General features: G+C 57.7%; 23 protein-coding genes. 17 read left to right on the top strand and 6 right to left on the bottom strand.

What is annotated here, in order from left to right; all coding sequences use genetic code 11:
* Nucleotides 1-333: 333 nt before the first annotated feature.
* The gene (gene cyaA, locus IM291_RS20555; protein WP_048959723.1) at nucleotides 334-2,877 is read left to right on the top strand and encodes a class I adenylate cyclase; all 2,544 of its coding nucleotides are present in this window, start codon (nucleotides 334-336) and stop codon (nucleotides 2,875-2,877) included.
* Between the two features lie 43 nt (nucleotides 2,878-2,920).
* Here cyaA and cyaY read toward each other — a convergent pair whose 3' ends face one another.
* Nucleotides 2,921-3,241, bottom strand: a complete 321-nt coding sequence (gene cyaY, locus IM291_RS20550) for an iron donor protein CyaY (protein ID WP_045260993.1) — start codon at nucleotides 3,239-3,241, stop codon at nucleotides 2,921-2,923.
* Nucleotides 3,242-3,376: 135 nt separating this feature from the next.
* Here cyaY and IM291_RS20545 point away from each other — a divergent pair, with 135 nt between their 5' ends.
* The 8 genes from IM291_RS20545 (at nucleotide 3,377) to corA (ending at nucleotide 10,308) form a co-directional block, all read left to right on the top strand.
* Entirely contained in the window at nucleotides 3,377-3,580 is a 204-nt protein-coding gene (locus IM291_RS20545) for a lipoprotein (protein ID WP_048998608.1), read from the top strand.
* A 35-nt stretch (nucleotides 3,581-3,615) separates the two neighbouring features.
* A complete protein-coding gene (gene dapF, locus IM291_RS20540) occupies nucleotides 3,616-4,440 on the top strand; it encodes a diaminopimelate epimerase (RefSeq protein ID WP_028014795.1) in 825 nt (274 codons plus the stop codon).
* A complete protein-coding gene (locus tag IM291_RS20535) occupies nucleotides 4,437-5,144 on the top strand; it encodes a DUF484 domain-containing protein (protein ID WP_192972110.1) in 708 nt (235 codons plus the stop codon). Before dapF ends, IM291_RS20535 begins: the two co-directional genes overlap by 4 nt.
* A complete protein-coding gene (gene xerC / locus IM291_RS20530; RefSeq protein ID WP_032644794.1) occupies nucleotides 5,141-6,043 on the top strand; it encodes a tyrosine recombinase XerC in 903 nt (300 codons plus the stop codon). Before IM291_RS20535 ends, xerC begins: the two co-directional genes overlap by 4 nt.
* Nucleotides 6,043-6,759: a 5-amino-6-(5-phospho-D-ribitylamino)uracil phosphatase YigB gene (yigB, locus tag IM291_RS20525; RefSeq protein WP_028014792.1), complete on the top strand. Its 717-nt coding sequence runs from the start codon at nucleotides 6,043-6,045 to the stop codon at nucleotides 6,757-6,759. Before xerC ends, yigB begins: the two co-directional genes overlap by 1 nt.
* Before the next feature lie 79 nt (nucleotides 6,760-6,838).
* A complete protein-coding gene (uvrD, locus tag IM291_RS20520; protein WP_045631335.1) occupies nucleotides 6,839-9,001 on the top strand; it encodes a DNA helicase II in 2,163 nt (720 codons plus the stop codon).
* A 149-nt stretch (nucleotides 9,002-9,150) separates the two neighbouring features.
* Nucleotides 9,151-9,207, top strand: coding sequence for a YsgD/CorL family protein (ysgD, locus tag IM291_RS22005; RefSeq protein WP_212743980.1), 57 nt, complete (start codon nucleotides 9,151-9,153; stop codon nucleotides 9,205-9,207).
* A gap of 150 nt (nucleotides 9,208-9,357) precedes the next feature.
* Nucleotides 9,358-10,308, top strand: a complete 951-nt coding sequence (corA, locus tag IM291_RS20515; protein ID WP_008501540.1) for a magnesium/cobalt transporter CorA — start codon at nucleotides 9,358-9,360, stop codon at nucleotides 10,306-10,308.
* Between the two features lie 42 nt (nucleotides 10,309-10,350).
* Here corA and rarD read toward each other — a convergent pair whose 3' ends face one another.
* Together rarD and yigI are read right to left on the bottom strand one after the other, a co-directional pair.
* The gene (gene rarD / locus IM291_RS20510) at nucleotides 10,351-11,247 is read right to left on the bottom strand and encodes an EamA family transporter RarD (RefSeq protein ID WP_048959726.1); all 897 of its coding nucleotides are present in this window, start codon (nucleotides 11,245-11,247) and stop codon (nucleotides 10,351-10,353) included.
* A 51-nt stretch (nucleotides 11,248-11,298) separates the two neighbouring features.
* Nucleotides 11,299-11,766 (bottom strand): acyl-CoA thioesterase YigI, encoded by a 468-nt coding sequence (yigI, locus tag IM291_RS20505; protein ID WP_028014789.1) that lies wholly within the window; start codon nucleotides 11,764-11,766, stop codon nucleotides 11,299-11,301.
* 162 nt (nucleotides 11,767-11,928) lie between these two features.
* On the opposite strand from yigI, the gene pldA reads away from it, so the two are divergent.
* The 3 genes from pldA (at nucleotide 11,929) to rhtC (ending at nucleotide 15,400) form a co-directional block, all read left to right on the top strand.
* Nucleotides 11,929-12,798, top strand: coding sequence for a phospholipase A (gene pldA / locus IM291_RS20500; RefSeq protein ID WP_047362648.1), 870 nt, complete (start codon nucleotides 11,929-11,931; stop codon nucleotides 12,796-12,798).
* Between the two features lie 90 nt (nucleotides 12,799-12,888).
* Nucleotides 12,889-14,718: an ATP-dependent DNA helicase RecQ gene (gene recQ, locus IM291_RS20495; protein WP_192987569.1), complete on the top strand. Its 1,830-nt coding sequence runs from the start codon at nucleotides 12,889-12,891 to the stop codon at nucleotides 14,716-14,718.
* A 61-nt stretch (nucleotides 14,719-14,779) separates the two neighbouring features.
* Nucleotides 14,780-15,400, top strand: coding sequence for a threonine export protein RhtC (gene rhtC, locus IM291_RS20490; protein WP_010426287.1), 621 nt, complete (start codon nucleotides 14,780-14,782; stop codon nucleotides 15,398-15,400).
* Here rhtC and rhtB read toward each other — a convergent pair.
* A complete protein-coding gene (gene rhtB / locus IM291_RS20485; RefSeq protein ID WP_192987568.1) occupies nucleotides 15,397-16,017 on the bottom strand; it encodes a homoserine/homoserine lactone efflux protein in 621 nt (206 codons plus the stop codon). The genes rhtC and rhtB overlap by 4 nt on opposite strands.
* A 111-nt stretch (nucleotides 16,018-16,128) precedes the next feature.
* Between rhtB and pldB the strand changes: the two genes are divergently transcribed.
* The 3 genes from pldB to IM291_RS20470 all read left to right on the top strand — a co-directional run bounded on the left by pldB (nucleotide 16,129) and on the right by IM291_RS20470 (nucleotide 18,929).
* Entirely contained in the window at nucleotides 16,129-17,121 is a 993-nt protein-coding gene (pldB, locus tag IM291_RS20480; protein ID WP_041911835.1) for a lysophospholipase L2, read from the top strand.
* Nucleotides 17,122-17,146: 25 nt separating this feature from the next.
* A complete protein-coding gene (gene yigL, locus IM291_RS20475; protein WP_028014784.1) occupies nucleotides 17,147-17,947 on the top strand; it encodes a sugar/pyridoxal phosphate phosphatase YigL in 801 nt (266 codons plus the stop codon).
* Nucleotides 17,948-18,029: 82 nt separating this feature from the next.
* Entirely contained in the window at nucleotides 18,030-18,929 is a 900-nt protein-coding gene (locus tag IM291_RS20470) for a carboxylate/amino acid/amine transporter (protein WP_032644934.1), read from the top strand.
* Here IM291_RS20470 and metR read toward each other — a convergent pair.
* Nucleotides 18,817-19,770 carry an HTH-type transcriptional regulator MetR gene (metR, locus tag IM291_RS20465; protein WP_028014783.1) on the bottom strand — a complete coding sequence of 318 codons (954 nt, stop codon included), beginning with the start codon at nucleotides 19,768-19,770 and terminating at the stop codon, nucleotides 18,817-18,819. The genes IM291_RS20470 and metR overlap by 113 nt on opposite strands.
* Nucleotides 19,771-19,885: 115 nt before the next feature.
* On the opposite strand from metR, the gene metE reads away from it, so the two are divergent.
* Entirely contained in the window at nucleotides 19,886-22,147 is a 2,262-nt protein-coding gene (metE, locus tag IM291_RS20460; RefSeq protein WP_048998618.1) for a 5-methyltetrahydropteroyltriglutamate--homocysteine S-methyltransferase, read from the top strand.
* 43 nt (nucleotides 22,148-22,190) lie between these two features.
* On the opposite strand, the gene IM291_RS20455 is transcribed toward metE, so the two are convergent.
* Nucleotides 22,191-22,997 (bottom strand): dienelactone hydrolase family protein, encoded by an 807-nt coding sequence (locus IM291_RS20455; protein ID WP_047366706.1) that lies wholly within the window; start codon nucleotides 22,995-22,997, stop codon nucleotides 22,191-22,193.
* A 255-nt stretch (nucleotides 22,998-23,252) separates the two neighbouring features.
* Between IM291_RS20455 and udp the strand changes: the two genes are divergently transcribed.
* Nucleotides 23,253-24,014, top strand: coding sequence for a uridine phosphorylase (udp, locus tag IM291_RS20450; protein WP_003860792.1), 762 nt, complete (start codon nucleotides 23,253-23,255; stop codon nucleotides 24,012-24,014).
* Nucleotides 24,015-24,085: the final 71 nt, after the last annotated feature.

Raw genomic sequence — 24,085 nt, 5'->3', positions numbered from 1 at the left:
TCAATCGCTAACCATCCTAACATTGTTGACTCTGGGATGGCAGTTTTACGGTTGATGAAGCGTGAGAGGGACAAGGCGGCGTATTCGTCAGCCATAGCCGTATTCAGGAATTTACACGTACAGAACGGTGCTACACTTGTATGTAGCGCATCTTTCTTTACGGTCAACCGGCAAGGTGTTAAATTGATCACGTTTTAGACCATTTTTTCGTCGGTACCACCATAATGACAAGGGCGAAAAAAGGGTAACGGTTATCTTTTTGAAATACTGCGGGCTCGCTGTTATTCGTATTTTGAATAGCTTACGACACCCGGAAACATCAGGCGATACGTCTTGTACCTCTATATTGAGACTCTGAAACAGAGACTGGATGCCATAAATCAACTGCGTGTGGATCGCGCGCTTGCTGCCATGGGCCCTGCTTTCCAGCAGGTATACAGTCTGCTGCCGACATTATTGCACTATCACCACCCGCTGATGCCTGGCTACCTTGATGGTAACGTTCCCCAAGGCATTTGCCTCTTCACGCCTGATGAAACCCAACAGCATTATTTGAACGAGCTGGAACTCTACCGCGGCATGCCGCCTCAGGTTTCTCCGAAAGGTGAACTGCCGATTACCGGCGTTTACTCGATGGGGAGCACCTCATCGGTAGGGCAGAGCTGTTCTTCGGACCTGGATATCTGGGTCTGCCATCAATCCTGGCTCGATAACGAAGAGCGCCAGCTGCTGCAGCGTAAATGCAGCCTGCTGGAAAGCTGGGCGGCCTCGCTTGGCGTGGAAGTGAGCTTCTTCCTGATTGATGAAAACCGTTTCCGCCATAATGAAAGCGGCAGTCTGGGTGGTGAGGACTGCGGCTCGACTCAGCACATCCTGTTGCTGGATGAATTTTACCGTACTGCCGTTCGTCTGGCCGGGAAGCGTATTCTGTGGAATATGGTCCCGTGCGAAGAAGAAGAGCATTACGACGACTACGTCATGTCGCTTTACGCGCAGGGCGTACTGACGCCAAACGAATGGCTGGATCTGGGCGGCCTCAGCTCCCTGTCCGCCGAAGAGTACTTTGGCGCAAGCCTCTGGCAGCTCTATAAGAGTATTGATTCACCGTACAAAGCGGTGCTGAAAACCCTGCTGCTGGAAGCCTACTCGTGGGAATACCCTACGCCGCGCCTGCTGGCGAAAGATATCAAGCAGCGCCTGCACGATGGCGAAATTGTCTCCTACGGGCTCGACGCCTACTGCATGATGCTGGAGCGCGTTACCGAATACCTGAAAGCCATTGATGACGCCACGCGTCTTGACCTGGTGCGTCGATGTTTCTATCTCAAGGTCTGTGAAAAGCTGAGCCGTGAGCGCGCCTGCGTGGGCTGGCGTCGTGAAGTGGTCAGTCAGCTTGTGAAAGAGTGGGGATGGGACGAAGCGCGTCTGTCCATGCTCGACAACCGGGCCAACTGGAAAATCGATCAGGTGCGTGAAGCGCACAACGAACTGCTCGACGCGATGATGCAAAGCTACCGTAACCTGATCCGTTTTGCGCGCCGCAATAACCTTAGCGTTTCCGCCAGCCCGCAGGATATCGGGGTGTTAACCCGTAAGCTGTACGCCGCGTTTGAAGCGCTGCCGGGCAAAGTGACCCTGGTTAACCCGCAGATTTCGCCTGACCTGTCTGAACCAAACCTGACCTTTATCTATGTGCCGCCGGGCCGCGCAAACCGCACCGGGTGGTATCTGTACAACCGTGCGCCAAGCATGGATTCGATTATCAGCCATCAGCCGCTGGAATATAACCGCTATCTGAACAAGCTGGTGGCGTGGGCCTGGTTTAACGGCCTGCTGACCTCGCGCACGCGCCTGTTTATCAAAGGCAATGAGGTTGTCGATTTAGCCAAGCTGCAGGAGATGGTGGCGGATGTCTCGCACCACTTCCCGCTGCGTCTGCCTGCCCCAACGCCAAAAGCGCTCTACAGCCCGTGTGAGATTCGCCATCTGGCGATTATCGTCAACCTGGAATACGACCCGACGGCGGCCTTCCGCAATCAGGTAGTTCATTTTGACTTCCGCAAGCTGGACGTCTTCAGCTTTGGCGAGCAGCAAAACTGCCTGGTGGGTAGCGTAGACCTGCTGTACCGCAACTCGTGGAACGAAGTGCGTACCCTGCACTTCAACGGCGAGCAGGCGATGATTGAAGCGCTGAAAACCATTCTCGGCAAGATGCACCAGGACGCCGCGCCGCCGGACAGCGTCGAAGTGTTCTGCTACAGCCAGCATCTGCGTGGGTTGATTCGTACTCGCGTGCAGCAGTTGGTGTCTGAATGCATCGAACTGCGTCTCTCCAGCACCCGTCAGGAGACCGGACGCTTCAAAGCGCTGCGCGTTTCCGGGCAGACGTGGGGCCTGTTCTTTGAGCGTCTCAACGTGTCGGTACAGAAGCTTGAAAACGCTATCGAGTTCTACGGCGCGATTTCACACAACAAGCTGCACGGCCTGTCGGTTCAGGTGGAAACCAACCACGTCAAGCTTCCGCAGGTGGTGGATGGCTTTGCCAGTGAAGGGATTATTCAGTTCTTCTTTGAAGAGTCGGGCGACGATGCCGGGTTCAACATCTACATTCTGGATGAGACCAACCGCGCCGAGGTGTATCACCACTGTGAAGGCAGCAAAGAGGAGCTGGTGCGCGACGTCAGCCGCTTCTACTCTTCCTCGCATGACCGTTTCACCTACGGTTCCAGCTTTATCAACTTCAATCTGCCGCAGTTCTACCAGATTGTGAACGTGGATGGCCGAGCGCAGGTGATCCCGTTCCGTACCCAGGCGATTACCCCTGCGGCGCCTGCGAATCAGGATACTGCACCGCTGTTGCAGCAGTATTTTTCCTGAGGCTTTTCGCCCGGTAAGGCGCAGCCGCCACCGGGCAACAAAACTACCTGAAACGCACTTCCTCGCCCGCCTGCGCGGTCGCCGCCTGTTCCAGCAGATTCCAGAACGTTTCGCCGCTGCGATCGCAAACCCACTCGTCACCCTTCAAATCAAAGTGATAACCGCCCTGTTTGGCCGCCAGCCACACCTGGTGAAGCGGCTCCTGACGGTTAATAATAATTTTGCTGCCGTTTTCGAAGCTCAGGGTCAGAATGCCGCCGTTGATTTCACAATCGATATCGCTGTCGCCGTCCCAGTCGTCGATACGTTCTTCGATGGTCATCCACAGGGTGTCGGCAAGGCGATGGAATTCACTGTCGTTCATGGTTTTGTTCCTGTTTTTCGTGATGGCGGCAGTATAACGCTAAATAATTCCCGTTGCAGGAAAGCGGCAAACTCTTGCTTTTGTGTCTTCTCCTGCGATGATAGAAACAGATTTGAACTTACGGGCAACTTTATAATGAAAAACGCTTTCCGAACGCTTGCCGTTCTCATCACGCTGTTTAGCCTGACCGGCTGCGGACTGAAGGGACCACTCTACTTCCCGCCTGCGGATAAAACCGCGCCGCCGCCGACAAAACCGGTTAACAGCGGCATCGAGTCTTCCACGCCAAAGACTAACGATCGTGGCGATAACGACGGTCCGACTCAGGTTAACCTCTGACGACAACGTTCTGTCCCCGCGCAATGGAGCAAATGATGCAGTTCTCTAAAATGCATGGCCTTGGCAACGATTTTATGGTCGTCGACGCGGTAACGCAGAATGTGTTTTTCTCCCCGGAACTGATCCGCCGCCTGGCGGATCGGCACGTGGGCGTGGGGTTCGATCAGCTGCTGGTGGTTGAGCCGCCCTACGATCCTGACCTCGATTTCCACTACCGTATTTTCAACGCTGACGGCAGTGAGGTTAACCAGTGCGGCAATGGCGCGCGCTGTTTCGCCCGCTTTGTCCGCCTGAAAGGGCTCACCAATAAGCGCGATATCCGCGTCAGTACCGCCAACGGTCGTATGGTGCTCAGCGTTACCGACGATGAGCTGGTGCGCGTCAATATGGGCGAGCCTAACTTCGAGCCTTCCGCCGTGCCGTTTCGCGCAAACAAAGCGGAAAAGACCTATATTATGCGGGCGGCCGAGCAGACAGTATTGTGCGGCGTTGTCTCGATGGGTAACCCGCACTGCGTGATTCAGGTGGATGACGTGGAAACCGCGGCGGTCGAAACGCTCGGTCCGGTGCTGGAGAGCCACGAGCGGTTCCCGGAGCGGGCGAACATCGGCTTTATGCAGGTGATGAAGCGTGAACACATCCGTCTGCGGGTTTACGAGCGCGGCGCGGGCGAAACCCAGGCTTGCGGAAGCGGCGCCTGTGCGGCGGTGGCCGTCGGTATCTCCCAGGGGTTACTGGCAGAAGAGGTTCGCGTGGAATTACCGGGCGGTCGTCTTGATATCGCCTGGAAAGGAGCGGGTCATCCACTGTACATGACTGGCCCGGCGACACATGTTTATGACGGGTTTATCCATCTATGAAACAACCAGGGGAAGAACTGCAGGAAACAGTGACGGAACTGGACGACAGCGCTGTTGTTGATTATCTGCTGAACAATCCTGAGTTTTTTATTCGCAATGCACGCGTCGTCGAACGAATGCGCGTGCCGCATCCGGTTCGCGGGACCGTGTCGCTGGTCGAATGGCACATGGCGCGCGCGCGTAACCACATCAGCCAGCTTGAAGAGAACATGACGCTGCTGATGGAGCAGGCCAGCACCAACGAAAGCCTGTTCTATCGTCTGCTGCATCTGCAGGCGCGTCTGGCTTCGGCGCACAGCCTTGAAGAGTTTCTCAGCCGCTTCCACCGCTGGGCGCGCGAGCTGGGGCTGGCGGGCGCAACGATTCGTCTGTTCCCTGACCGCTGGCGCATTGGCGCACCGTCGGGGTTCACCCATCTGGCGCTCAGCCGTCAGGCGTTTGAGCCGCTACGCATTCAGCGCCTGGGCCATGAGCATCACTATTTGGGGCCGCTGAACGGACCCGAACTGCTGGTGGTGCTGCCGGAAGCCAAAGCGATTGGCTCGGTGGCGATGTCGCTGATGGGGCGCGATGGCGACCTGGGGGTAATATTATTTACCAGCCGCGACGCGCACCACTATGAGCAGGGGCAAGCCACGCACCTGCTGCAGGAGATCGCCCTGATGCTGCCCGAGCTGCTGGAGCGCTGGATTGAACGCGTATGACGGACGGACTGCTCGCCACTGACGTCTCGCGGTTTCTGCGCTATCTCGGCGTGGAACGTCAGCTCAGCCCCATTACGCTGCTTAACTATCAGCGTCAGCTTGATGCCATCATGCAGATTGCCGAAGAAATCGGCCTGAAAAGCTGGCAACAATGTGACGCCGCCACGGTACGCGGGTTCGTCGTGCGTAGCCGTAAAAAAAATCTTAGCCCGGCGAGCCTTGCGCTCCGGCTCTCTGCCCTGCGCAGCTTCTTCGACTGGCTGGTCAGCCAGGGCGGCCTGAAAGCTAACCCGGCAAAAGGGATCGCCACGCCAAAAGCCCCGCGCCATCTGCCGAAAAATATCGACGTCGACGACGTAAACCGCCTGCTGGATATCGATCTAAACGATCCGCTCGCCGTGCGCGACCGCGCGATGCTGGAGGTAATGTACGGCGCGGGCCTGCGTCTCTCCGAACTGGTGAACCTCGACTTAAAGCATCTCGATCTGGAATCCGGCGAAGTGTGGGTGATGGGTAAGGGCAGCAAAGAGCGCCGCCTGCCGATTGGCCGCAACGCCGTCTCCTGGATTGAACACTGGCTGGATCTGCGCGGCCTGTTTGGCGCGGAAGAGGATGCGCTGTTTTTATCAAAGCTCGGCAAGCGGATCTCCGCGCGTAACGTGCAGAAGCGCTTTGCGGAGTGGGGCATCAAGCAGGGGCTGAACAGCCACGTGCATCCCCACAAGCTGCGCCACTCCTTTGCGACACACATGCTGGAATCGAGCGGCGATCTGCGCGGCGTACAGGAACTGCTTGGCCACGCGAATCTGTCGACCACTCAAATCTATACCCACTTAGACTTCCAACACCTTGCCTCGGTGTATGACGCGGCGCATCCACGCGCCAAACGGGGGAAATAATGCGTTTTTACCGCCCACTCGGTCAGATCTCAGCCCTGACGTTTGACCTTGATGACACCCTTTATGACAACCGCGAGGTGATCCTGCGTACCGAGCAGGAGTCGCTGGCGTTTGTGCAGAACTACCATCCCGCGCTGAAGGCGATGCAGAACAAGGACTTCCAGAAGCTGCGCCAGTCCCTGCGAGAGACCGAGCCGGACATTTACCACGACGTGACCGAATGGCGTCGTCGCGCGGTTGAGCAGGCGATGCTGAACGCGGGTCTGAGCGCACAGGATGCCGCCGTCGGTGCCGAAGCGGCAATGGAAAACTTCGCCAAATGGCGTAGCCGCATCGACGTGCCGCAGGAAACCCACGACACGCTGGCGAAGCTTGCCGAAAAGTGGCCGCTGGTGGCCATCACCAACGGCAATGCCCAGCCGGAGCTGTTTGGCCTCAGCGATTATTTTGAATTCGTGCTGCGCGCGGGTCCGCACGGGCGCGCGAAGCCGTTCAGCGACATGTACCATCTGGCAGCGGAGAAGCTTAACCTGCCGCTGGGTGAGATCCTGCACGTGGGCGATGACCTGACCACCGACGTGGCGGGTGCCATCCGCTGTGGCATGCAGGCCTGCTGGATCAAGCCAGAAAATGCGGAGCTGATGACCGCAACAGACAGCCGTCTTCTGCCGCACGTGGAAATTTCGCGGTTGGCATCCCTCACGACGCTGATATAATCATCAATTGTTCTGTATAAATTAACAGGGTTTTGGCGAGTGGAAACATTTGCCTGCCCGACATGACGTGACGGTGCCAATGGACGTTTCTTACCTGCTCGACAGCCTTAATGACAAACAGCGTGACGCGGTTGCCGCCTCGCGCACCAACCTGCTGGTTCTGGCTGGGGCGGGGAGTGGTAAGACACGCGTGCTGGTTCACCGTATCGCCTGGCTGCAGAGCGTGGAAAACTGCTCACCGTACTCGATTATGGCCGTGACGTTTACCAACAAGGCGGCGGCGGAGATGCGTCACCGTATCGCCCAGCTGATGGGCACCAGCCAGGGCGGCATGTGGGTTGGCACCTTCCACGGCCTGGCGCACCGTCTGCTGCGCGCGCACCATATGGACGCTAACCTGCCGCAGGATTTCCAGATCCTCGACAGCGAAGATCAGCTCCGTCTGCTGAAGCGCCTGATCAAGGCGATGAACCTCGACGAGAAGCAGTGGCCACCGCGTCAGGCGATGTGGTATATCAACGGTCAGAAAGATGAAGGGCTGCGTCCGCACCACATCCAGAGCTTCGGTAACCCGGTCGAGCAGACCTGGCAGAACGTCTATAAGGCCTATCAGGAAGCGTGCGACCGCGCCGGCCTGGTGGATTTCGCCGAGCTGCTGCTGCGCGCCCACGAGCTGTGGCTCAACAAACCGCATATCCTGCAGCACTACCGCGAACGCTTCACCAACATCCTGGTTGACGAATTCCAGGATACCAACAACATCCAGTACGCGTGGATCCGCCTGCTGGCCGGAGATACCGGCAAGGTGATGATCGTGGGCGATGATGACCAGTCGATCTACGGCTGGCGCGGCGCGCAGGTGGAGAACATCCAGCGCTTCCTCAACGATTTTCCCGGCGCGGAAACCATCCGTCTGGAGCAGAACTATCGCTCAACCAGCAACATCCTGAGCGCGGCCAACGCCCTGATTGAGAACAACAACGGGCGTCTGGGCAAAAAGCTGTGGACCGACGGCGTCGACGGCGAACCGATCTCGATTTACTGCGCCTTCAACGAGCTCGACGAAGCGCGCTTCGTGGTGAACCGCATCAAAACCTGGCAGGACAACGGCGGCGCGCTGGAGCAGTGCGCCATTCTCTATCGCAGCAACGCCCAGTCGCGCGTGCTGGAAGAGGCGCTGCTGCAGGTGAGCATGCCGTACCGCATTTACGGCGGCATGCGCTTCTTCGAACGTCAGGAAATCAAAGATGCGCTTTCGTATCTGCGCCTGATCGCCAACCGCAACGACGACGCGGCGTTTGAGCGCGTGGTGAACACGCCGACCCGCGGGATTGGCGACCGTACGCTGGACGTGGTGCGCCAGGCCTCGCGCGATCGCCAGCTGACGCTGTGGCAGGCGTGCCGCGAGCTGCTGCAGGAAAAAGCCCTCGCCGGACGCGCCGCCAGCGCTCTCCAGCGCTTCCTGGAATTAATTGATGCCCTGGCGCAGGAAACCGCCGACATGCCGCTGCACGTGCAGACCGACCGGGTGATTAAAGACTCCGGGCTGCGTACCATGTACGAGCAGGAAAAAGGCGAAAAGGGGCAGACCCGTATTGAGAACTTAGAGGAACTGGTCACGGCAACGCGCCAGTTCAGCTACAACGAAGAAGACGAAGACCTGATGCCGCTGCAGGCGTTCCTCTCCCACGCCGCGCTGGAAGCGGGTGAAGGGCAGGCGGACACCTGGCAGGACGCGGTTCAACTGATGACCCTGCACTCCGCCAAAGGTCTGGAGTTCCCGCAGGTGTTTATCGTCGGCATGGAAGAGGGCATGTTCCCAAGCCAGATGTCGCTGGATGAAGGCGGGCGTCTGGAAGAAGAACGTCGTCTGGCCTACGTGGGCGTGACGCGAGCGATGCAGAAGCTGACGCTAACCTACGCTGAAACCCGCCGCCTGTACGGCAAAGAGGTCTATCACCGTCCGTCGCGCTTTATCGGCGAACTGCCGGAAGAGTGCGTGGAAGAGGTGCGTCTGCGCGCCAGCATCAGCCGTCCGGTTAGCCATCCGCGCATGGGCTCGCCGATCTCTGAAACCGACACCGGCTACAAGCTGGGGCAGCGTGTGCGCCATTCGAAGTTTGGCGAAGGTACTATTGTGAATCTGGAAGGCAGCGGCGAGCACAGCCGCCTGCAGGTGGCGTTCCAGGGGCAGGGGATCAAATGGCTGGTGGCGGCCTACGCGAAGCTGGAAACAGTCTAACATTCAGAAAAATATCATTATTTTGCAATAATCTGCTAGCCTTATACAGTGAAGGTCAATTAATGCCCTTCAGCGTTCCGTTGCGTGTTGACGCCACAGTTATAGCTGGCGTAACATGCGCGCACGATTACGCTAAGAGGACATTCGCCTTGGACACACCCAGTAGATACTGGCTCAATTCCCTGTCATCCAGGAACAACTCCTAAGGCTATCTCCTCATGCTGATGGCCTTAGTGGTTGTCAGCGACTGCATTATTCCCGTCGCGCTGAGTCAGGCTGTTTAATGGTCTGAAACCCAATTTGTTTCTGTGTGCCCACCGAACTGTCCGATATTTTTTGCATTGGGAGTCCCGGTCATGTTGAGCGCATTTCAACTCGAAAATAACCGACTGACTCGGCTTGAAGCCGAAGAGTCACAGCCCCTCATTGATGCCGTATGGGTGGATCTGGTCGAGCCGGACGACGATGAACGCCTTCGCGTACAATCTGAGCTGGGGCAAAGCCTGGCAACCCGCCCGGAACTGGAAGACATCGAAGCCTCCGCGCGTTTCTTTGAAGATGAAGACGGCCTGCACATTCACTCCTTCTTCTTCTTTGAAGATGCGGAAGATCACGCGGGCAACTCCACCGTGGCGTTTACCATTCGCGACGGTCGTCTGTTTACTCTGCGTGAACGCGAACTGCCGGCATTCCGTCTCTACCGCATGCGCGCCCGCAGCCAGGCGATGGTGGACGGCAACGCTTACGAGCTGCTGCTCGATCTGTTCGAAACTAAAATTGAACAGCTGGCGGACGAAATTGAAAACATCTACAGCGATCTGGAAAAGCTGAGCCGCGTGATCATGGAAGGCCATCAGGGGGATGAGTACGACGAAGCGCTTTCGACGCTGGCAGAGCTGGAAGATATCGGCTGGAAGGTGCGTTTGTGTCTGATGGATACCCAGCGCGCGCTGAACTTCCTGGTGCGCAAGGCGCGTCTGCCGGGCGGTCAGCTGGAGCAGGCGCGTGAGATCTTACGCGATATCGAATCTCTGCTGCCGCACAACGAATCTCTGTTCCAGAAGGTGAACTTCCTGATGCAGGCGGCGATGGGCTTTATCAACATCGAGCAGAACCGCATCATCAAGATCTTCTCGGTAGTGTCCGTGGTGTTCCTGCCGCCGACGCTGGTGGCGTCCAGCTACGGGATGAACTTCGAGTTTATGCCGGAGCTGAAGTGGAGCTTTGGCTACCCGGGGGCGATTATCTTTATGATCCTCGCCGGGCTGGCACCGTATCTGTACTTTAAGCGTCGGAACTGGCTGTAAAATCTGGCGGGTGGCGCTGCGCTTACCCGCCCTACAAAACACCTACATTCCTCTGCGGGTTCTGCGCTGGGTATAAATCGCATCGGCGACGAAAATCGCCAGCGCCACCCAGATAAAGGCAAAGGTCACCATCTTATCCGCACCCGGCACTTCGCCGTAAAACACCACCGCCAGCAGGAACATCAGCGTCGGGCCAATGTACTGGAAGAAGCCCAGCGTGGAGAGGCGCAGGCGCGTTGCCGCACCGGTGAAGCACAGCAGCGGAATGGTGGTCACTACGCCCGCCGCCATCAGCATCAGGTTCAGCGACCACGGGTTGCTGCCCATATGGCTGGTGGCGCTGTCGGCGATACCGAACAGATAGATCGCCGCCACCGGCAGCAGCCACAGGGTTTCAAACAGCATCCCGGTTTGCGCTTCCACCGCGATTTTCTTACGTACCAGGCCGTAAAAAGCAAAGCTGAACGCCAGACCGAGGGCGATAACCGGCAGCGAGCCAAACGTCCACAGCTGCACCAGCACGCCGCAGAAGGCCAGAATCACCGCCACCCACTGCATCCGGCGGAAGCGTTCGCCGAGGAAAATCATCCCCAGCACGATATTCACCAGCGGGTTAATGAAGTACCCCAGGCTCGCTTCGAGCATGTGGTGGTTATTTACCGCCCAGATAAACAGCAGCCAGTTGCCGCCGATCAGCACCGCAGAAAGCGCCAGCAGGAAGACCTTTTTAGGGGTTTGCAGCAGCGTTTTAACGCCGGACCACTGACGGCTGATGCTCATCAGCGCGATCATGAAGAAAAACGACCAGATGACGCGGTGAGTGAGGATCTCGTCGGCCGGAACATAGGCGATAAATTTGAAGTACGCCGGGGCGATACCCCAAATAAAATAAGCGGCAAGGGCGAGTAAAACGCCCTGCCGCGTCTGTTTAGCATCCATCGGGAAAATCCGTGACAAAAAAGTGAATCAATTTTACCCGAATTTGCCGCCTCAACCCACCATATAAGTGGCGGTTGCGCTGGCGATATAAACCTGCTCCTCGTTATGCAGCTCAACGCGGGCAACGGCAACTTTGTTCCCGGCACGCAGCAGGCTGCTGGTGCAGGTAAAGCGGTTTCCGCGCCCCGGGCGAAGATAGTCGACGCGTAAATCAATGGTGCCCATGCGCGCCAGACGCTGGCGGAGTTCATCTTCGTTGATGGTGTCATGGCGCGTCAGCGTACTGCCCACGCAGACCAGGCCTGCCGCCACGTCCAGCGCGGAGGCAATCACCCCGCCGTGCAGAATACTTTGCGCCCAGTTACCCACCATCATCGGCTGGTTGTTGAAACTCAGCTGGGCAAACTCTTTCTCATAACGCTCCAGCTCAAGACCCAGTGCACGGTTAAACGGCATGTGGTAAACAAAAATCTCGCCCACGAGTTTTAACACTTCTTCGGCGGTAAGCATGGCTGACATGAGGCATTACATCCTTATTGTTAATGAAATGTTGATTTTATGCTTCAGCAATAAGGAATTCCACTTTCAGAAACGAGGATGCAGCAGTTATCGCAGAAGTCTGTAGAATGTTCGCCTCATAACTATTCAGGTAATTTTACTCTTTGCAGGAGAACACCACCGATGCGGACGTATCTGGCCTGGTTACTGGCGGCGGTTGCGCTGCCCCTCACAGCATATGCGCAGGAAGCGACGATTAAAGAAGTCCATGATAAACCTGCCGTTAAGGGCAGCATTATCGCCAATATGCTGCAGGAGCATGACAATCCGTTCACGCTCTACCCGTATGACACGAACTACGTGATTTATACCCAAACCAGCGATCTCAACAAAGAAGCGATAAGCTCCTATAACTGGTCTGATAATGCGCGTAAGGATGAGGTGAAGTTCCAGCTTAGCCTCGCGTTCCCGTTCTGGCGCGGTATTCTGGGGCCAAACTCGGTGCTCGGCGCGTCTTATACGCAGAAATCCTGGTGGCAGCTCTCCAACAGCGGCGAATCTTCACCGTTCCGTGAAACCAACTATGAGCCGCAGCTTTTCCTCGGCTTCGCAACGGATTATGAATTTGCTGGCTGGACGCTGCGCGACGTCGAAGTGGGCTTTAACCATGATTCTAACGGACGTTCCGATCCAACCTCCCGTAGCTGGAACCGCGCCTATACGCGCCTGATGGCGCAGAACGGTAACTGGATGGTGGAAGTGAAGCCGTGGTATGTGCTCGGCAGCACCGATGACAACCCGGATATCACCAAATATATGGGCTACTACCAGCTCAAAGTTGGCTACCAGTTAGGTGAAGCCGTGCTGAGCGCGAAGGGGCAGTACAACTGGAACACCGGCTACGGCGGTGCGGAGCTCGGTCTGAGCTACCCGGTGACGAAGCACGTGCGTCTCTATACCCAGGTGTATAGCGGCTACGGCGAATCGCTGATCGACTACAACTTCAACCAGACTCGCGTTGGCGTGGGCGTAATGCTGAACGATATTCTCTAGGCTGCTCGAATGTTTTTGCGTTAAACGTTGAAGTTTCTCTCTCAGGCGCTGAAAATAGCGCCTGTTTTATTTTTCGCAAATGGGGTTAACGTGGCGCAGGCGGAAGTATTGAATCAGGAGTCGCTGGCTAAACAGGTTTTGCATGAAACCTTTGGCTACCAGCAGTTCCGCCCCGGCCAGGAAACCATCATTGAAGCGGTGCTGGAAGGCCGCGATTGCCTGGTGGTGATGCCGACCGGCGGCGGTAAATCCCTCTGTTATCAGGTGCCCGCGCTGGTGCTTAACGGCCTGACGGTCGTGGTATCGCCTCTCATTTCCCTGATGAAAGACCAGGTTGACCAGCTGCTCGCCAACGGCGTGGCGGCGGCCTGCCTGAACTCGACGCAAACCCGCGAGCAGCAGCAAGAGGTGATGGCCGGGTGCCGCACCGGGCAGATCCGCCTGCTGTATATCGCGCCAGAGCGCCTGATGCTCGATAACTTCCTCGACCATCTCGCGCACTGGAACCCGGTCCTGCTGGCGGTGGATGAAGCGCACTGTATCTCCCAGTGGGGACACGATTTCCGTCCGGAATACGCTGCCCTCGGCCAGCTGCGTCAGCGCTTCCCCGAGCTGCCGTTTATGGCGCTTACCGCCACGGCGGACGACACCACGCGTCTGGATATCGTTCGCCTGCTGGGGCTGAACGACCCGTATATTCAGGTCAGCAGCTTCGACCGCCCGAACATCCGCTACATGCTGATGGAAAAATTCAAGCCGCTGGACCAGCTCCTGCGCTACGTTCAGGAACAGCGTGGCAAGTCCGGTATCATCTACTGCAACAGCCGTGCGAAGGTGGAAGACACCGCCGCGCGTCTGCAAAACCGTGGCTTTAGCGCCGCCGCATATCACGCCGGGCTGGAAAACCATATCCGCGCCGACGTGCAGGAGAAATTCCAGCGCGACGACCTGCAAATCGTGGTCGCAACGGTGGCGTTCGGGATGGGGATCAACAAGCCCAACGTGCGCTTTGTGGTGCATTTCGACATTCCGCGCAATATCGAATCCTACTATCAGGAGACCGGCCGCGCCGGCCGTGACGGCCTGCCTGCGGAAGCGATGCTGTTTTACGATCCGGCCGATATGGCGTGGCTGCGCCGCTGTCTGGAAGAGAAGCCGCAGGGACAACTCCAGGACATTGAGCGCCACAAGCTCAACGCGATGGGTGCCTTCGCTGAAGCGCAAACCTGCCGCCGTCTGGTGCTGCTCAACTACTTTGGTGAAGGGCGGCAGGAGCCGTGCGGCAACTGCGATATCTGCCTCGATCCGCCAAAGCAGTACGATGGCCTGATGGACGCGCGCAAAGCGCTCTCGACCATTTACCGCGTGAATCAACGCTTCGGGATGGGCTACGTGGTGGAAGTACTGCGCGGTGCCAATAACCAGCGTATCCGCGACATGGGCCACGACAAGCTGCCGGTTTACGGCATCGGTAAAGACCAGAGCCACGAGCACTGGGTCAGCATTATTCGTCAGCTGATCCACCTCGGCTTTGCCACACAGAACATTGCCCAGCACTCCGCGCTACAGTTGACCGAAGCAGCGCGTCCGGTGCTGCGCGGTGATGTTGAGCTCAAGCTCGCCGTGCCGCGCGTGGTTGCCCTCAAGCCGCGCGTGATGCAGAAATCCTACGGCGGTAACTATGACCGCAAGCTGTTTGCCAAACTGCGCAAGCTGCGTAAAGCTATCGCTGACGAAGAGAACATCCCGCCTTACGTGGTGTTCAACGACGCGACCCTGATTGAGATGGCCGAGCAGATGCCGCTCAGCGCCAGCGAGATGCTCAGCGTCAACGGCGTCGGCACGCGCAAGCTGGAGCGCTTTGGTAAAGAGTTTATGGCGCTTATCCGCTCTCACGCCGATGGTGATGATGAGGAGTAGTCAGACGGGCGAAAAAGTGCCAGGATGATGACTCACTGAATTATTTCCCCGCGAGCTAATTATGTTAATGCTATTTCTCACCGTGGCGTTAGTGCACATCGTTGCGCTGATGAGCCCTGGACCAGACTTTTTCTTCGTGTCGCAAACTGCCGTCAGCCGCTCCCGCAAAGAAGCGATGATGGGCGTGCTCGGTATTACCATGGGCGTTATGGTCTGGGCGGCGGTCGCGCTGCTCGGTCTGAACCTGATCCTGGCGAAGATGGCGTGGCTGCATAACATCATTATGGTTGGCGGCGGGCTGTACCTGTGCTGGATGGGCTACCAGATGCTGCGCGGGGCGCTGAAGAAAGAAGAGAAAAAACCGGAAGAGCCAAAGGTAGAGCTGGCAACGGGCGGCCGCAGCTTTGTAAAAGGGCTCCTGACTAACCTGGCAAACCCGAAAGCGATTATCTATTTCGGATCCGTGTTCTCGCTGTTTGTGGGTGACAGCGTCGGCGCAGGCGCGCGCTGGGGGATCTTCCTGCTGATCGTTGTTGAGACGTTCGCCTGGTTCACTATTGTTGCCAGCCTGTTCGCCTTACCGGCGATGCGCCGCGGCTATCAGCGCATCGCGAAGTGGATCGACGGCTTTGCCGGCGCGCTGTTCGCCGGCTTCGGCATTCATCTCATCATTTCTCGCTAAGCATGACGCGCTGACGCAAGCAGCGCGCCAACCAGCATAAACAGCGAACCAAAGACTTTATTCAGGGCCTTCATCTGTTTAGGCCCTTTAATCCACGCCGCAATCCGCTGCGCCAGCGTCGCGTAACCAATCATCACGATGATATCGACGATGATGGTGGTCGCTCCCAGCACCACGTACTGCATCACCTGGGGCTGATGTGGCACGATAAACTGCGGGAACAGCGCGGCGAGGAACACGATGCTTTTCGGGTTCGTCAGGTTCACGAACACCGCGCGCTTAAACAGATGGCCGCGCGTTTGCTTCCTGGAGAGCGTATTCAGGTCAATCGAGCCTGCCGCGCGCCACTGCTGGATACCGAGCCAAATCAGATACGCCGCACCGGCCCACTTCAGCACTTCAAACGCCAGCACCGAACGAGAGAACAGCGTCCCCAGACCAATCCCCACCAGCACAATATGAATGCCGAGCCCGGTCTGTAAACCGGCAATGGACGCCGCCGCACCGCGATAGCCGTGGTTGATGGAGGTGGTCATAGTGTTAATGGCGCCAGAGCCAGGTGAAAGGCTAAGGATAATGGATGTCAGCAGGTAGGCGAACCACCACTCGAAGGTCATTTGAAGCTCCCGAACCGTCTATTTTTATGCCACAATACGCTATTGTTGAGTCATTTTGTGACCAGTGACGAAAAAAAACGATATTCCCTGGATTACGTGAGTGGAAACCCAATGTTTCAGCAGAAAAAGGACTGGGAAACACGAGAAAACGCGTTTGCTGCTTTCTCAATGGGGCCGCTGACCGATTTCTGGCGGCAGCGTGAGGAAGACGAGTTTACGGGCGTCGGTGGCATCCCGGTGCGCTTCGTTCGCTTCCGCAATGAAAAAAATGACCGGGTGATCGTGGTCTGCCCCGGGCGTATCGAAAGTTACGTTAAATATGCCGAACTGGCCTACGACCTGGTCAACATGGGGTTTGACGTGCTGATCATCGACCACCGTGGGCAGGGGCTGTCCGGGCGCATGCTGCCGGATACGCACCGCGGGCATGTGGATCACTTCAGCGATTATGTCGACGATTTTGCCGCGTTCTGGCAGCAGGAAGTTCAGCCCGGCCCCTGGCGCAAGCGGTACATCCTTGCGCACTCCATGGGCGGCGCCATTTCGACGCTGTTTTTGCAGCGGTATGAGCACCAGTGCGACGCCATTGCGCTCACCGCGCCGATGTACGGTATTGTCATTCGTTTTCCCGACTGGATGGTGCGCCATCTTCTCGACTGGGCTGAGGGCCATCAGCGCATTCGTGAAGGCTATGCCATCGGAACCGGACGCTGGCGCGCATTGCCGTTCGCCATCAACGTCTTAACCCACAGTCGGCAGCGCTATCGCCGCAACCTGCGCTTTTATGCCGATGAACCGCGCTTGCGCGTCGGCGGCCCGACCTGGCACTGGGTGCGTGAGGGTATTCTGGCCGGTGAGCAGGTGCTGGCAGGCGTAGGCGATGATGACACGCCGACGCTTCTGATTCAGGCGGAGGAAGAGCGTGTGGTGGATAACCGCATGCATGACCGCTATTGTGAACTGCGCGCTGCCGCCGGTCACCCTTGTGAAGGGGGTAAACCGCTGGTCATCAACGGCGCGTACCATGAGATCCTTTTTGAAAAGGACGCTATGCGCTCAGTCGCGCTTAACGCCATCGTCGAGTTTTTCGACCGGCATAACTGATTTTCTATTGAGGTTAAATTTTCCTATGTACCAGGTTGTTGCATCTGATTTAGATGGCACGCTGCTTTCCCCCGACCACACCCTGTCGCCTTATGCGAAAGAGACCTTAAAGCTTCTGACCGCCCGTGGCGTGAATTTTGTGTTCGCTACCGGCCGCCACCACGTGGACGTGGGGCAGATCCGCGATAATCTGGAGATCAAGTCGTACATGATCACCTCCAACGGTGCGCGCGTGCATGATACCGACGGCAACCTGATCTTCACCCATAACCTGGATCGCGATATTGCTGCCGATCTCTTCGGCGTGGTGCATAACAATCCGGCTATCGTCACCAACGTATACCGTGACGACGAATGGTTCATGAACCGCCACCGCCCGGATGAAATGCGTTTCTTCAAGGAAGCGGTATTCAACTACTCCCTGTATGAGCCGGGCCTGCTGGATCCAGAGGGGATCAGCAAGGTGTTCTTCACCTGCGACAGCCACGAAGAGCTGCTGCCGCTTGAGCAGGCGATCAACGCCCGCTGGGGCGATCGCGTCAACGTGAGCTTCTCCACCCTGACCTGTCTGGAAGTGATGGCGGGCGGCGTTTCTAAAGGTCACGCGCTCGAAGCGGTTGCGAAACGTCTGGGCTTCGCGCTTAAAGACTGTATCGCCTTTGGCGACGGCATGAATGACGCCGAGATGCTCTCTATGGCGGGCAAAGGCTGCATCATGGAAAACGCGCACCAGCGCCTGAAGGATCTGCATCCGGAGCTGGAAGTCATCGGCACCAACGCAGACAACGCGGTACCGAAATACCTGCGCAAACTGTTCCTTGAATAATCTTCATTCGGTTGTTTATTGTTCAGTTGTCAACTAAAGAGTTCGCTACAATGCCTGTCCTTCTTTCTGAGAGACAAGCATTGTGGCGCTACTCATTATCACCACTATCCTGTGGGCCTTCTCCTTTAGCCTGATTGGCGAATACCTTGCCGGTTCGGTCGACAGTTACTTCTCGGTGCTGATGCGCGTGGGGCTGGCGGCGCTGGTGTTCCTGCCGTTCCTGCGCACGCGCGGGCAATCGCTGAAAACCATTCTGCTGTACATGCTGGTGGGGGCGATGCAGCTTGGCATCATGTATCTGTTCAGCTTCCGGGCTTACGTCTACCTGTCCGTCTCCGAATTCCTGCTCTTTACCGTGCTGACGCCGCTCTATATCACGCTGATTTACGATCTGCTCAGCAGGCGCCGCCTGCGCTGGGGATATCTGCTAAGCGCCGCGCTGGCGGTTATTGGCGCGGCGATCATTCGCTACGACAAAGTTAGCGATCACTTCTGGACAGGGCTGATGTTCGTCCAGCTTGCCAACATCAGCTTTGCCATTGGTATGGTGGGCTACAAACGCCTGATGGAAACCCGCCCGATGCCGCAGCACAACGCGTTTGCGTGGTTCTATATGGGCGCGGCGATCGTCGCGGTGGCGGCGTGGTTTATGCTCGGCAACCCGCAAAAGCTGCCGACCACTACCGTGCAGTGGAGCGTTCTGGTCTGGCTGGGCGTGGTGGCGTCGGGGCTGGGGTACTTTATGTGGAACTACGGCGCTACGCAGGTAGACGCCGGTACGCTGGGGATCATGAACAACGTGCACGTCCCGGCGGGGCTGCTGGTGAACCTTGCCATCTGGCAGGAACAGCCGCACTGGCCGAGCTTCCTTATTGGGGGGGCGGTGATCCTGGCTTCACTGTGGGTCCATCGCCGCTGGGTCGCTCCGCGCTCCGCACAAACGGAAGATGGTCGCACGCGTGGTTCCGCGCTGAGCGAATAAACGCCTCCGTAACCGGCTGACGCTGCTCGCCATCGCGCACGGCGGCGTACAGCCGGCTCCACAGTCCTTCTCCCAGGGTTTTGGTGACTACCAGACCCTGGCGTTCAAAGCTCTCCACCACCCAGTGCGGCAGCGCCGCGATACCCATGCTGGCCGCCACCATCTGGATCAGCAGCAGGGTGTTATCCACGCTTTTCAGCTGCGGGCTGATGCCTGCCGGCTGCAGGAAGTGACGCCAGATATCCAGGCGGCTGCGCTGAACCGGGTAAATCAGCAGCGTTTCTGTCGCCAGATCTTCCGGCGTGATGCGCGTTTTGGCTGCCAGCGGATGGTCCGGCGCCAGCACCAGACGCACCTCAAAATCAAACATCGGCGAATAGTGCAGGCCGCTGCGCGGCAGGATGTCGGACGTCATCACCAGATCCAGCTCGCCCTGCTGGAGCGAGGGCTGCGGGTCGAACGTCACGCCGGATTTAAAGTCCATCTCCACCTGCGGCCACTTCTGGCGAAAGTTCTCAAGCGCGGGGGTCAGCCATTGAATACAGCTGTGGCACTCAATGGCGATCCGCAGTTTGGTCTGCTGCGGCTCGTTACACGCCTGCAGCGCGCTGGCGATCTGCGGCAGTACCTGATTCGCCAGTTGAAGAAGAATTTCACCCTGCGGCGTAAAGCGCAAAGGCTGGCTCTTACGCACAAAAAGACGAAATCCGAGGCGTTGTTCCAGATCGCTGAACTGGTGAGAAAGGGCGGACTGGGTCTGGTGCAGCGTGGCCGCCGCCGCCGCGAGCGAACCGCAGTTCCGCAACGCTTGTAGCGTTTTCAGGTGTTTAATCTCGATCATGAAAGTCCTTCACTCCGCCATGAACATTTTGCGCTTGAGGAATATACAGTACCTGCCAATTATAGATGTGTAAACATCTGGACGTCTAAATAACAAATTTGACAAGGGGCATACCATGACAATCCGCACTCACACTCTCGGTTTTCCTCGCGTTGGCCTGCGTCGCGAGCTGAAAAAAGCGCAAGAAAGCTACTGGGCGGGCAACGCCTCCCGTGAAGAACTCCTGGCGGTGGGGCGGGAGCTGCGCGCCCGTCACTGGGATCAGCAAAAACAGGCGGGCATTGACCTGCTGCCGGTGGGCGATTTCGCCTGGTACGACCATGTTCTGACGACCAGCCTGCTGCTGGGCAACGTGCCGGCTCGTCATCAGAACAAAGATGGATCGGTGGATATCGACACCCTGTTCCGCATCGGCCGTGGCCGCGCGCCAACGGGTGAGCCAGCGGCAGCGGCGGAAATGACCAAGTGGTTTAACACCAACTATCACTATATGGTGCCGGAATTCGTCAAAGGTCAGCAGTTTACGCTGACCTGGACGCAGCTTCTGGACGAAGTGGATGAAGCGCTGGCGCTGGGCCACCAGGTGAAGCCCGTATTGCTGGGGCCGGTAACCTACCTGTGGCTGGGTAAAGTGAAGGGCGAACAATTTGACCGCCTCAGCCTGCTGAACGATATTCTGCCGGTCTATAAGCAGGTGCTGATTGAGCTGGGCAAGCGCGGCATTCAGTGGGTGCAAATCGACGAACCCGCGCTGGTGCTGGAGCTGCCGCAGGAGTGGCTCGATGCCTTCAAACCGGCGTATGACGCGCTCACCGGCCAGGTGAAGCTGCTGCTGACCACCTATTTCGAGGGCGTGACGCCAAACCTCGACACTATCACCGCGCTGCCGGTTCAGGGCCTGCACGTTGACCTGGTTCACGGTAAGGACGATGTCGCAGAGCTGCACGAGCGCCTGCCTGAGGAGTGGTTGCTCTCCGCCGGTCTGGTCAACGGCCGTAACGTCTGGCGCGCCGATCTGAGCGAGAAATACGCCCAAATTAAAGACATCGTCGGTAAACGCGAGCTGTGGGTGGCTTCATCCTGCTCGCTGCTGCACAGTCCGATCGATCTGAGCGTGGAGACCCGTCTCGACCCTGAAGTGAAGAGCTGGTTTGCCTTCGCCCTGCAAAAATGTGAAGAGCTGGCACTGCTGCGCGACGCGCTCAACAGCGGCGATACGGCGGCGATTACCGACTGGAGCGCACCGATTCAGGCGCGTCGTCACTCGGCTCGCGTGCACAACCCGGCGGTGGAAAAACGTCTGGCGGCCATCACCGCCCGGGACAGCCAGCGTCAGAGCCCGTACGAGGTACGTGCCGAAGCCCAGCGCGCCCGCTTCAATCTTCCCGCGTGGCCGACCACGACCATCGGTTCATTCCCGCAAACTACCGAGATCCGCGGCCTGCGTCTGGACTTCAAAAAGGGCAATCTGGACGCGAATCATTACCGCACCGGCATTGCGGAACACATTAAGCAGGCGATTATCGAGCAGGAACGCCTCGGGCTGGACGTGCTGGTGCACGGTGAAGCCGAGCGTAACGACATGGTGGAATATTTCGGTGAGCACCTGGACGGCTTCGTCTTTACCCAGAACGGCTGGGTGCAGAGCTACGGCTCCCGCTGCGTGAAGCCGCCGGTGGTCATTGGCGACGTCAGCCGTCCGGAACCGATCACGGTGGAGTGGGCGAAGTACGCCCAGTCCCTGACCGACAAGCCGGTAAAAGGCATGCTGACCGGCCCGGTGACCATTCTCTGCTGGTCGTTCCCGCGCGAAGACGTGACCCGTGAAACCATCGCCAAACAGATCGCGCTGGCGCTGCGTGATGAAGTGGCGGATCTGGAGGCGGCGGGGATTGGCATCATCCAGATTGACGAACCGGCGCTGCGCGAAGGTTTGCCGCTGCGCCGCAGCGACTGGGATGCTTACCTGCAGTGGGGCGTGGAAGCATTCCGCATCAACGCCGCAGTGGCGAAGGACGACACCCAGATCCACACCCATATGTGTTACTGCGAATTTAATGACATCATGGATTCGATTGCCGCGCTGGATGCAGACGTGATCACCATCGAGACCTCGCGTTCAGACATGGAGCTGCTGGAGTCGTTTGAAGAGTTCGACTACCCGAACGAAATTGGGCCGGGCGTGTACGACATTCACTCTCCGAACGTGCCGAGCGTGGAGTGGATTGAGGCGCTGCTTAAAAAAGCCGCTCAGCGCATCCCGGCGGAACGCCTGTGGGTAAACCCGGACTGCGGCCTGAAAACCCGCGGCTGGCCGGAGACGCGTGCGGCGCTCGCCAACATGGTGAAGGCGGCGCAGAATTTGCGTCAGGCTTGATGACACGCAGGCCCGGTAAGGCGCAGTCGCCACCGGGCTTTTTTTATGCTTTCTTCCCACCGTACTGGCTAAACCATGCCAGCATTCTCTGCCAGCCATCTTTCGCGGATTCCGCGTGATAGCTCGGACGATAATCGGCATTAAACGCGTGTCCGGCATCGGGATACACCACGATTTCGGCCTTCGCGTTCGCCGCCCGCAGCGCGTGGCGCATCGTCTCGACGGTATCAAGCGGAATGCCGGTATCCTGGCCACCATATAGCCCTAACACCGGGGCATTGAGATCGGTAGCGATATCAACCGGATGCTTCGGTGAGTTCAGCGTCTTTTCGCCCACCAGTTTGCCGTACCAGGCAACGGCGGCTTTCAGCTGCGGGTTATGCGCGGCATACAGCCAGCTAATGCGTCCACCCCAGCAGAAACCGGTGACCATTAAGCGGTGCGGGTCGCCGCCGTTGCGCGCCGCCCAGCTGGCGACGTGGTCGAGGTCTGCCAGCACCTGCGCGTCCGGCACTTTGCTGACCAGGTTGCTGAACAGCGTCGGGATATCACTGTAGTCATTCGGATCGCCCTGACGGAAGTAGAGCTCTGGCGCAACGGCCAGATAACCCTCCAGCGCCAGGCGGCGGCAGAGGTCGCGAATATGTTCGTGAACGCCGAAAATCTCCTGAACCACAATCACGATGGGCAGCGGGCCGTCTGCTGACTTTGGCCGCGCGTGATATGCAGGCATATTTTCCCCCTGAGAGGGGATGGAGGTCTCGCCTGCCGTAATGGCCTCTTCTGAGGTTGAGACGATAGTTGAAGCATGCGGAGCCGCAGCAGGTGCAAATCCGGTTTTTTCAGTCATGGCATTCTCCGTACCAATGAGTTAGCGCAAAGGTAAATATAGACACCAGGTTAACAACTCACAGTGCCTTAAACGGTCTATCTTTTGTGCAGCACCCGACGATATAACTTGTTAATGTGATGTGAATCACTTTTTGATGGAAATTCAATGCAATCATTTTCATTCATGGTGAGATGCGTCACGAAATTATGCTTACCGCTTCTGTAAAGTACCGTTTTACTTCTTCTGACTAACCGACCCACAGAGGAGTCACCTATGTCTAAGTCTGATGTTTTTCATCTCGGCCTCACTAAAAACGATTTACAAGGGGCTACGCTCGCTATCGTCCCTGGCGACCCAGAGCGTGTGGAAAAGATCGCCGCGCTGATGGATAAGCCGGTCAAGCTGGCTGCCCATCGTGAATTCACCACCTGGCGCGCAGAGCTGGATGGCAAAGCGGTGATTGTGTGCTCTACCGGTATCGGTGGCCCGTCTACCTCTATCGCCGTGGAAGAGCTGGCGCAGCTGGGCATTCGTACTTTCCTGCGTATCGGCACCACCGGCGCGATTCAGCCGCACATTAACGTCGGCGACGTGCTGGTGACGACCGCATCCGTGCGTCTGGACGGCGCAAGCCTGCACTTTGCACCGATGGAATTCCCGGCAGTGGCTGACTTCGAGTGCACCACCGCGCTGGTTGAAGCGGCGAAATCCGTGGGCGCAACCACTCACGTGGGCGTAACTGCCTCTTCTGATACCTTCTATCCGGGCCAGGAGCGTTACGACACCTTCTCAGGCCGCGTAGTGAGCCGCTTCAAAGGCTCAATGGAAGAGTGGCAATCCATGGGCGTGATGAACTACGAGATGGAATCCGCAACGCTGCTGACCATGTGCGCAAGCCAGGGTCTGCGTGCCGGTATGGTGGCGGGCGTTATCGTCAACCGCACCCAGCAGGAGATCCCGAACGCCGAAACCATGAAGCAGACAGAAAGTCACGCGGTAAAAATCGTGGTTGAAGCGGCTCGCCGCCTGATCTAGTCCTCCTCTCTGAGATAAAAGGCCGACGCGTTCGGCCTTTATTTTTTGCGTAGCGCCTCGCAGGAAAACCC

The organism is Enterobacter cloacae complex sp. P27C (assembly GCF_014895705.1).
Lineage (GTDB): Bacteria > Pseudomonadota > Gammaproteobacteria > Enterobacterales > Enterobacteriaceae > Enterobacter > Enterobacter bugandensis.
This window is presented reverse-complemented; position numbering and strand designations above follow the sequence as displayed.

Excerpts from the sequence above, each read along its gene's own strand:
- cyaY (WP_045260993.1), bottom strand. The coding sequence starts at position 3,241 with ATGAACGACAGTGAATTCCATCGCCTTGCCGACACCCTGTGGATGACC.
- IM291_RS20545 (WP_048998608.1), top strand. The coding sequence starts at position 3,377 with ATGAAAAACGCTTTCCGAACGCTTGCCGTTCTCATCACGCTGTTTAGC.
- dapF (WP_028014795.1), top strand. The coding sequence starts at position 3,616 with ATGCAGTTCTCTAAAATGCATGGCCTTGGCAACGATTTTATGGTCGTC.
- IM291_RS20535 (WP_192972110.1), top strand. The coding sequence starts at position 4,437 with ATGAAACAACCAGGGGAAGAACTGCAGGAAACAGTGACGGAACTGGAC.
- xerC (WP_032644794.1), top strand. The coding sequence starts at position 5,141 with ATGACGGACGGACTGCTCGCCACTGACGTCTCGCGGTTTCTGCGCTAT.
- yigB (WP_028014792.1), top strand. The coding sequence starts at position 6,043 with ATGCGTTTTTACCGCCCACTCGGTCAGATCTCAGCCCTGACGTTTGAC.
- uvrD (WP_045631335.1), top strand. The coding sequence starts at position 6,839 with ATGGACGTTTCTTACCTGCTCGACAGCCTTAATGACAAACAGCGTGAC.
- corA (WP_008501540.1), top strand. The coding sequence starts at position 9,358 with ATGTTGAGCGCATTTCAACTCGAAAATAACCGACTGACTCGGCTTGAA.
- rarD (WP_048959726.1), bottom strand. The coding sequence starts at position 11,247 with ATGGATGCTAAACAGACGCGGCAGGGCGTTTTACTCGCCCTTGCCGCT.
- yigI (WP_028014789.1), bottom strand. The coding sequence starts at position 11,766 with ATGTCAGCCATGCTTACCGCCGAAGAAGTGTTAAAACTCGTGGGCGAG.
- pldA (WP_047362648.1), top strand. The coding sequence starts at position 11,929 with ATGCGGACGTATCTGGCCTGGTTACTGGCGGCGGTTGCGCTGCCCCTC.
- rhtC (WP_010426287.1), top strand. The coding sequence starts at position 14,780 with ATGTTAATGCTATTTCTCACCGTGGCGTTAGTGCACATCGTTGCGCTG.
- rhtB (WP_192987568.1), bottom strand. The coding sequence starts at position 16,017 with ATGACCTTCGAGTGGTGGTTCGCCTACCTGCTGACATCCATTATCCTT.
- pldB (WP_041911835.1), top strand. The coding sequence starts at position 16,129 with ATGTTTCAGCAGAAAAAGGACTGGGAAACACGAGAAAACGCGTTTGCT.
- yigL (WP_028014784.1), top strand. The coding sequence starts at position 17,147 with ATGTACCAGGTTGTTGCATCTGATTTAGATGGCACGCTGCTTTCCCCC.
- metR (WP_028014783.1), bottom strand. The coding sequence starts at position 19,770 with ATGATCGAGATTAAACACCTGAAAACGCTACAAGCGTTGCGGAACTGC.
- metE (WP_048998618.1), top strand. The coding sequence starts at position 19,886 with ATGACAATCCGCACTCACACTCTCGGTTTTCCTCGCGTTGGCCTGCGT.
- IM291_RS20455 (WP_047366706.1), bottom strand. The coding sequence starts at position 22,997 with ATGACTGAAAAAACCGGATTTGCACCTGCTGCGGCTCCGCATGCTTCA.
- udp (WP_003860792.1), top strand. The coding sequence starts at position 23,253 with ATGTCTAAGTCTGATGTTTTTCATCTCGGCCTCACTAAAAACGATTTA.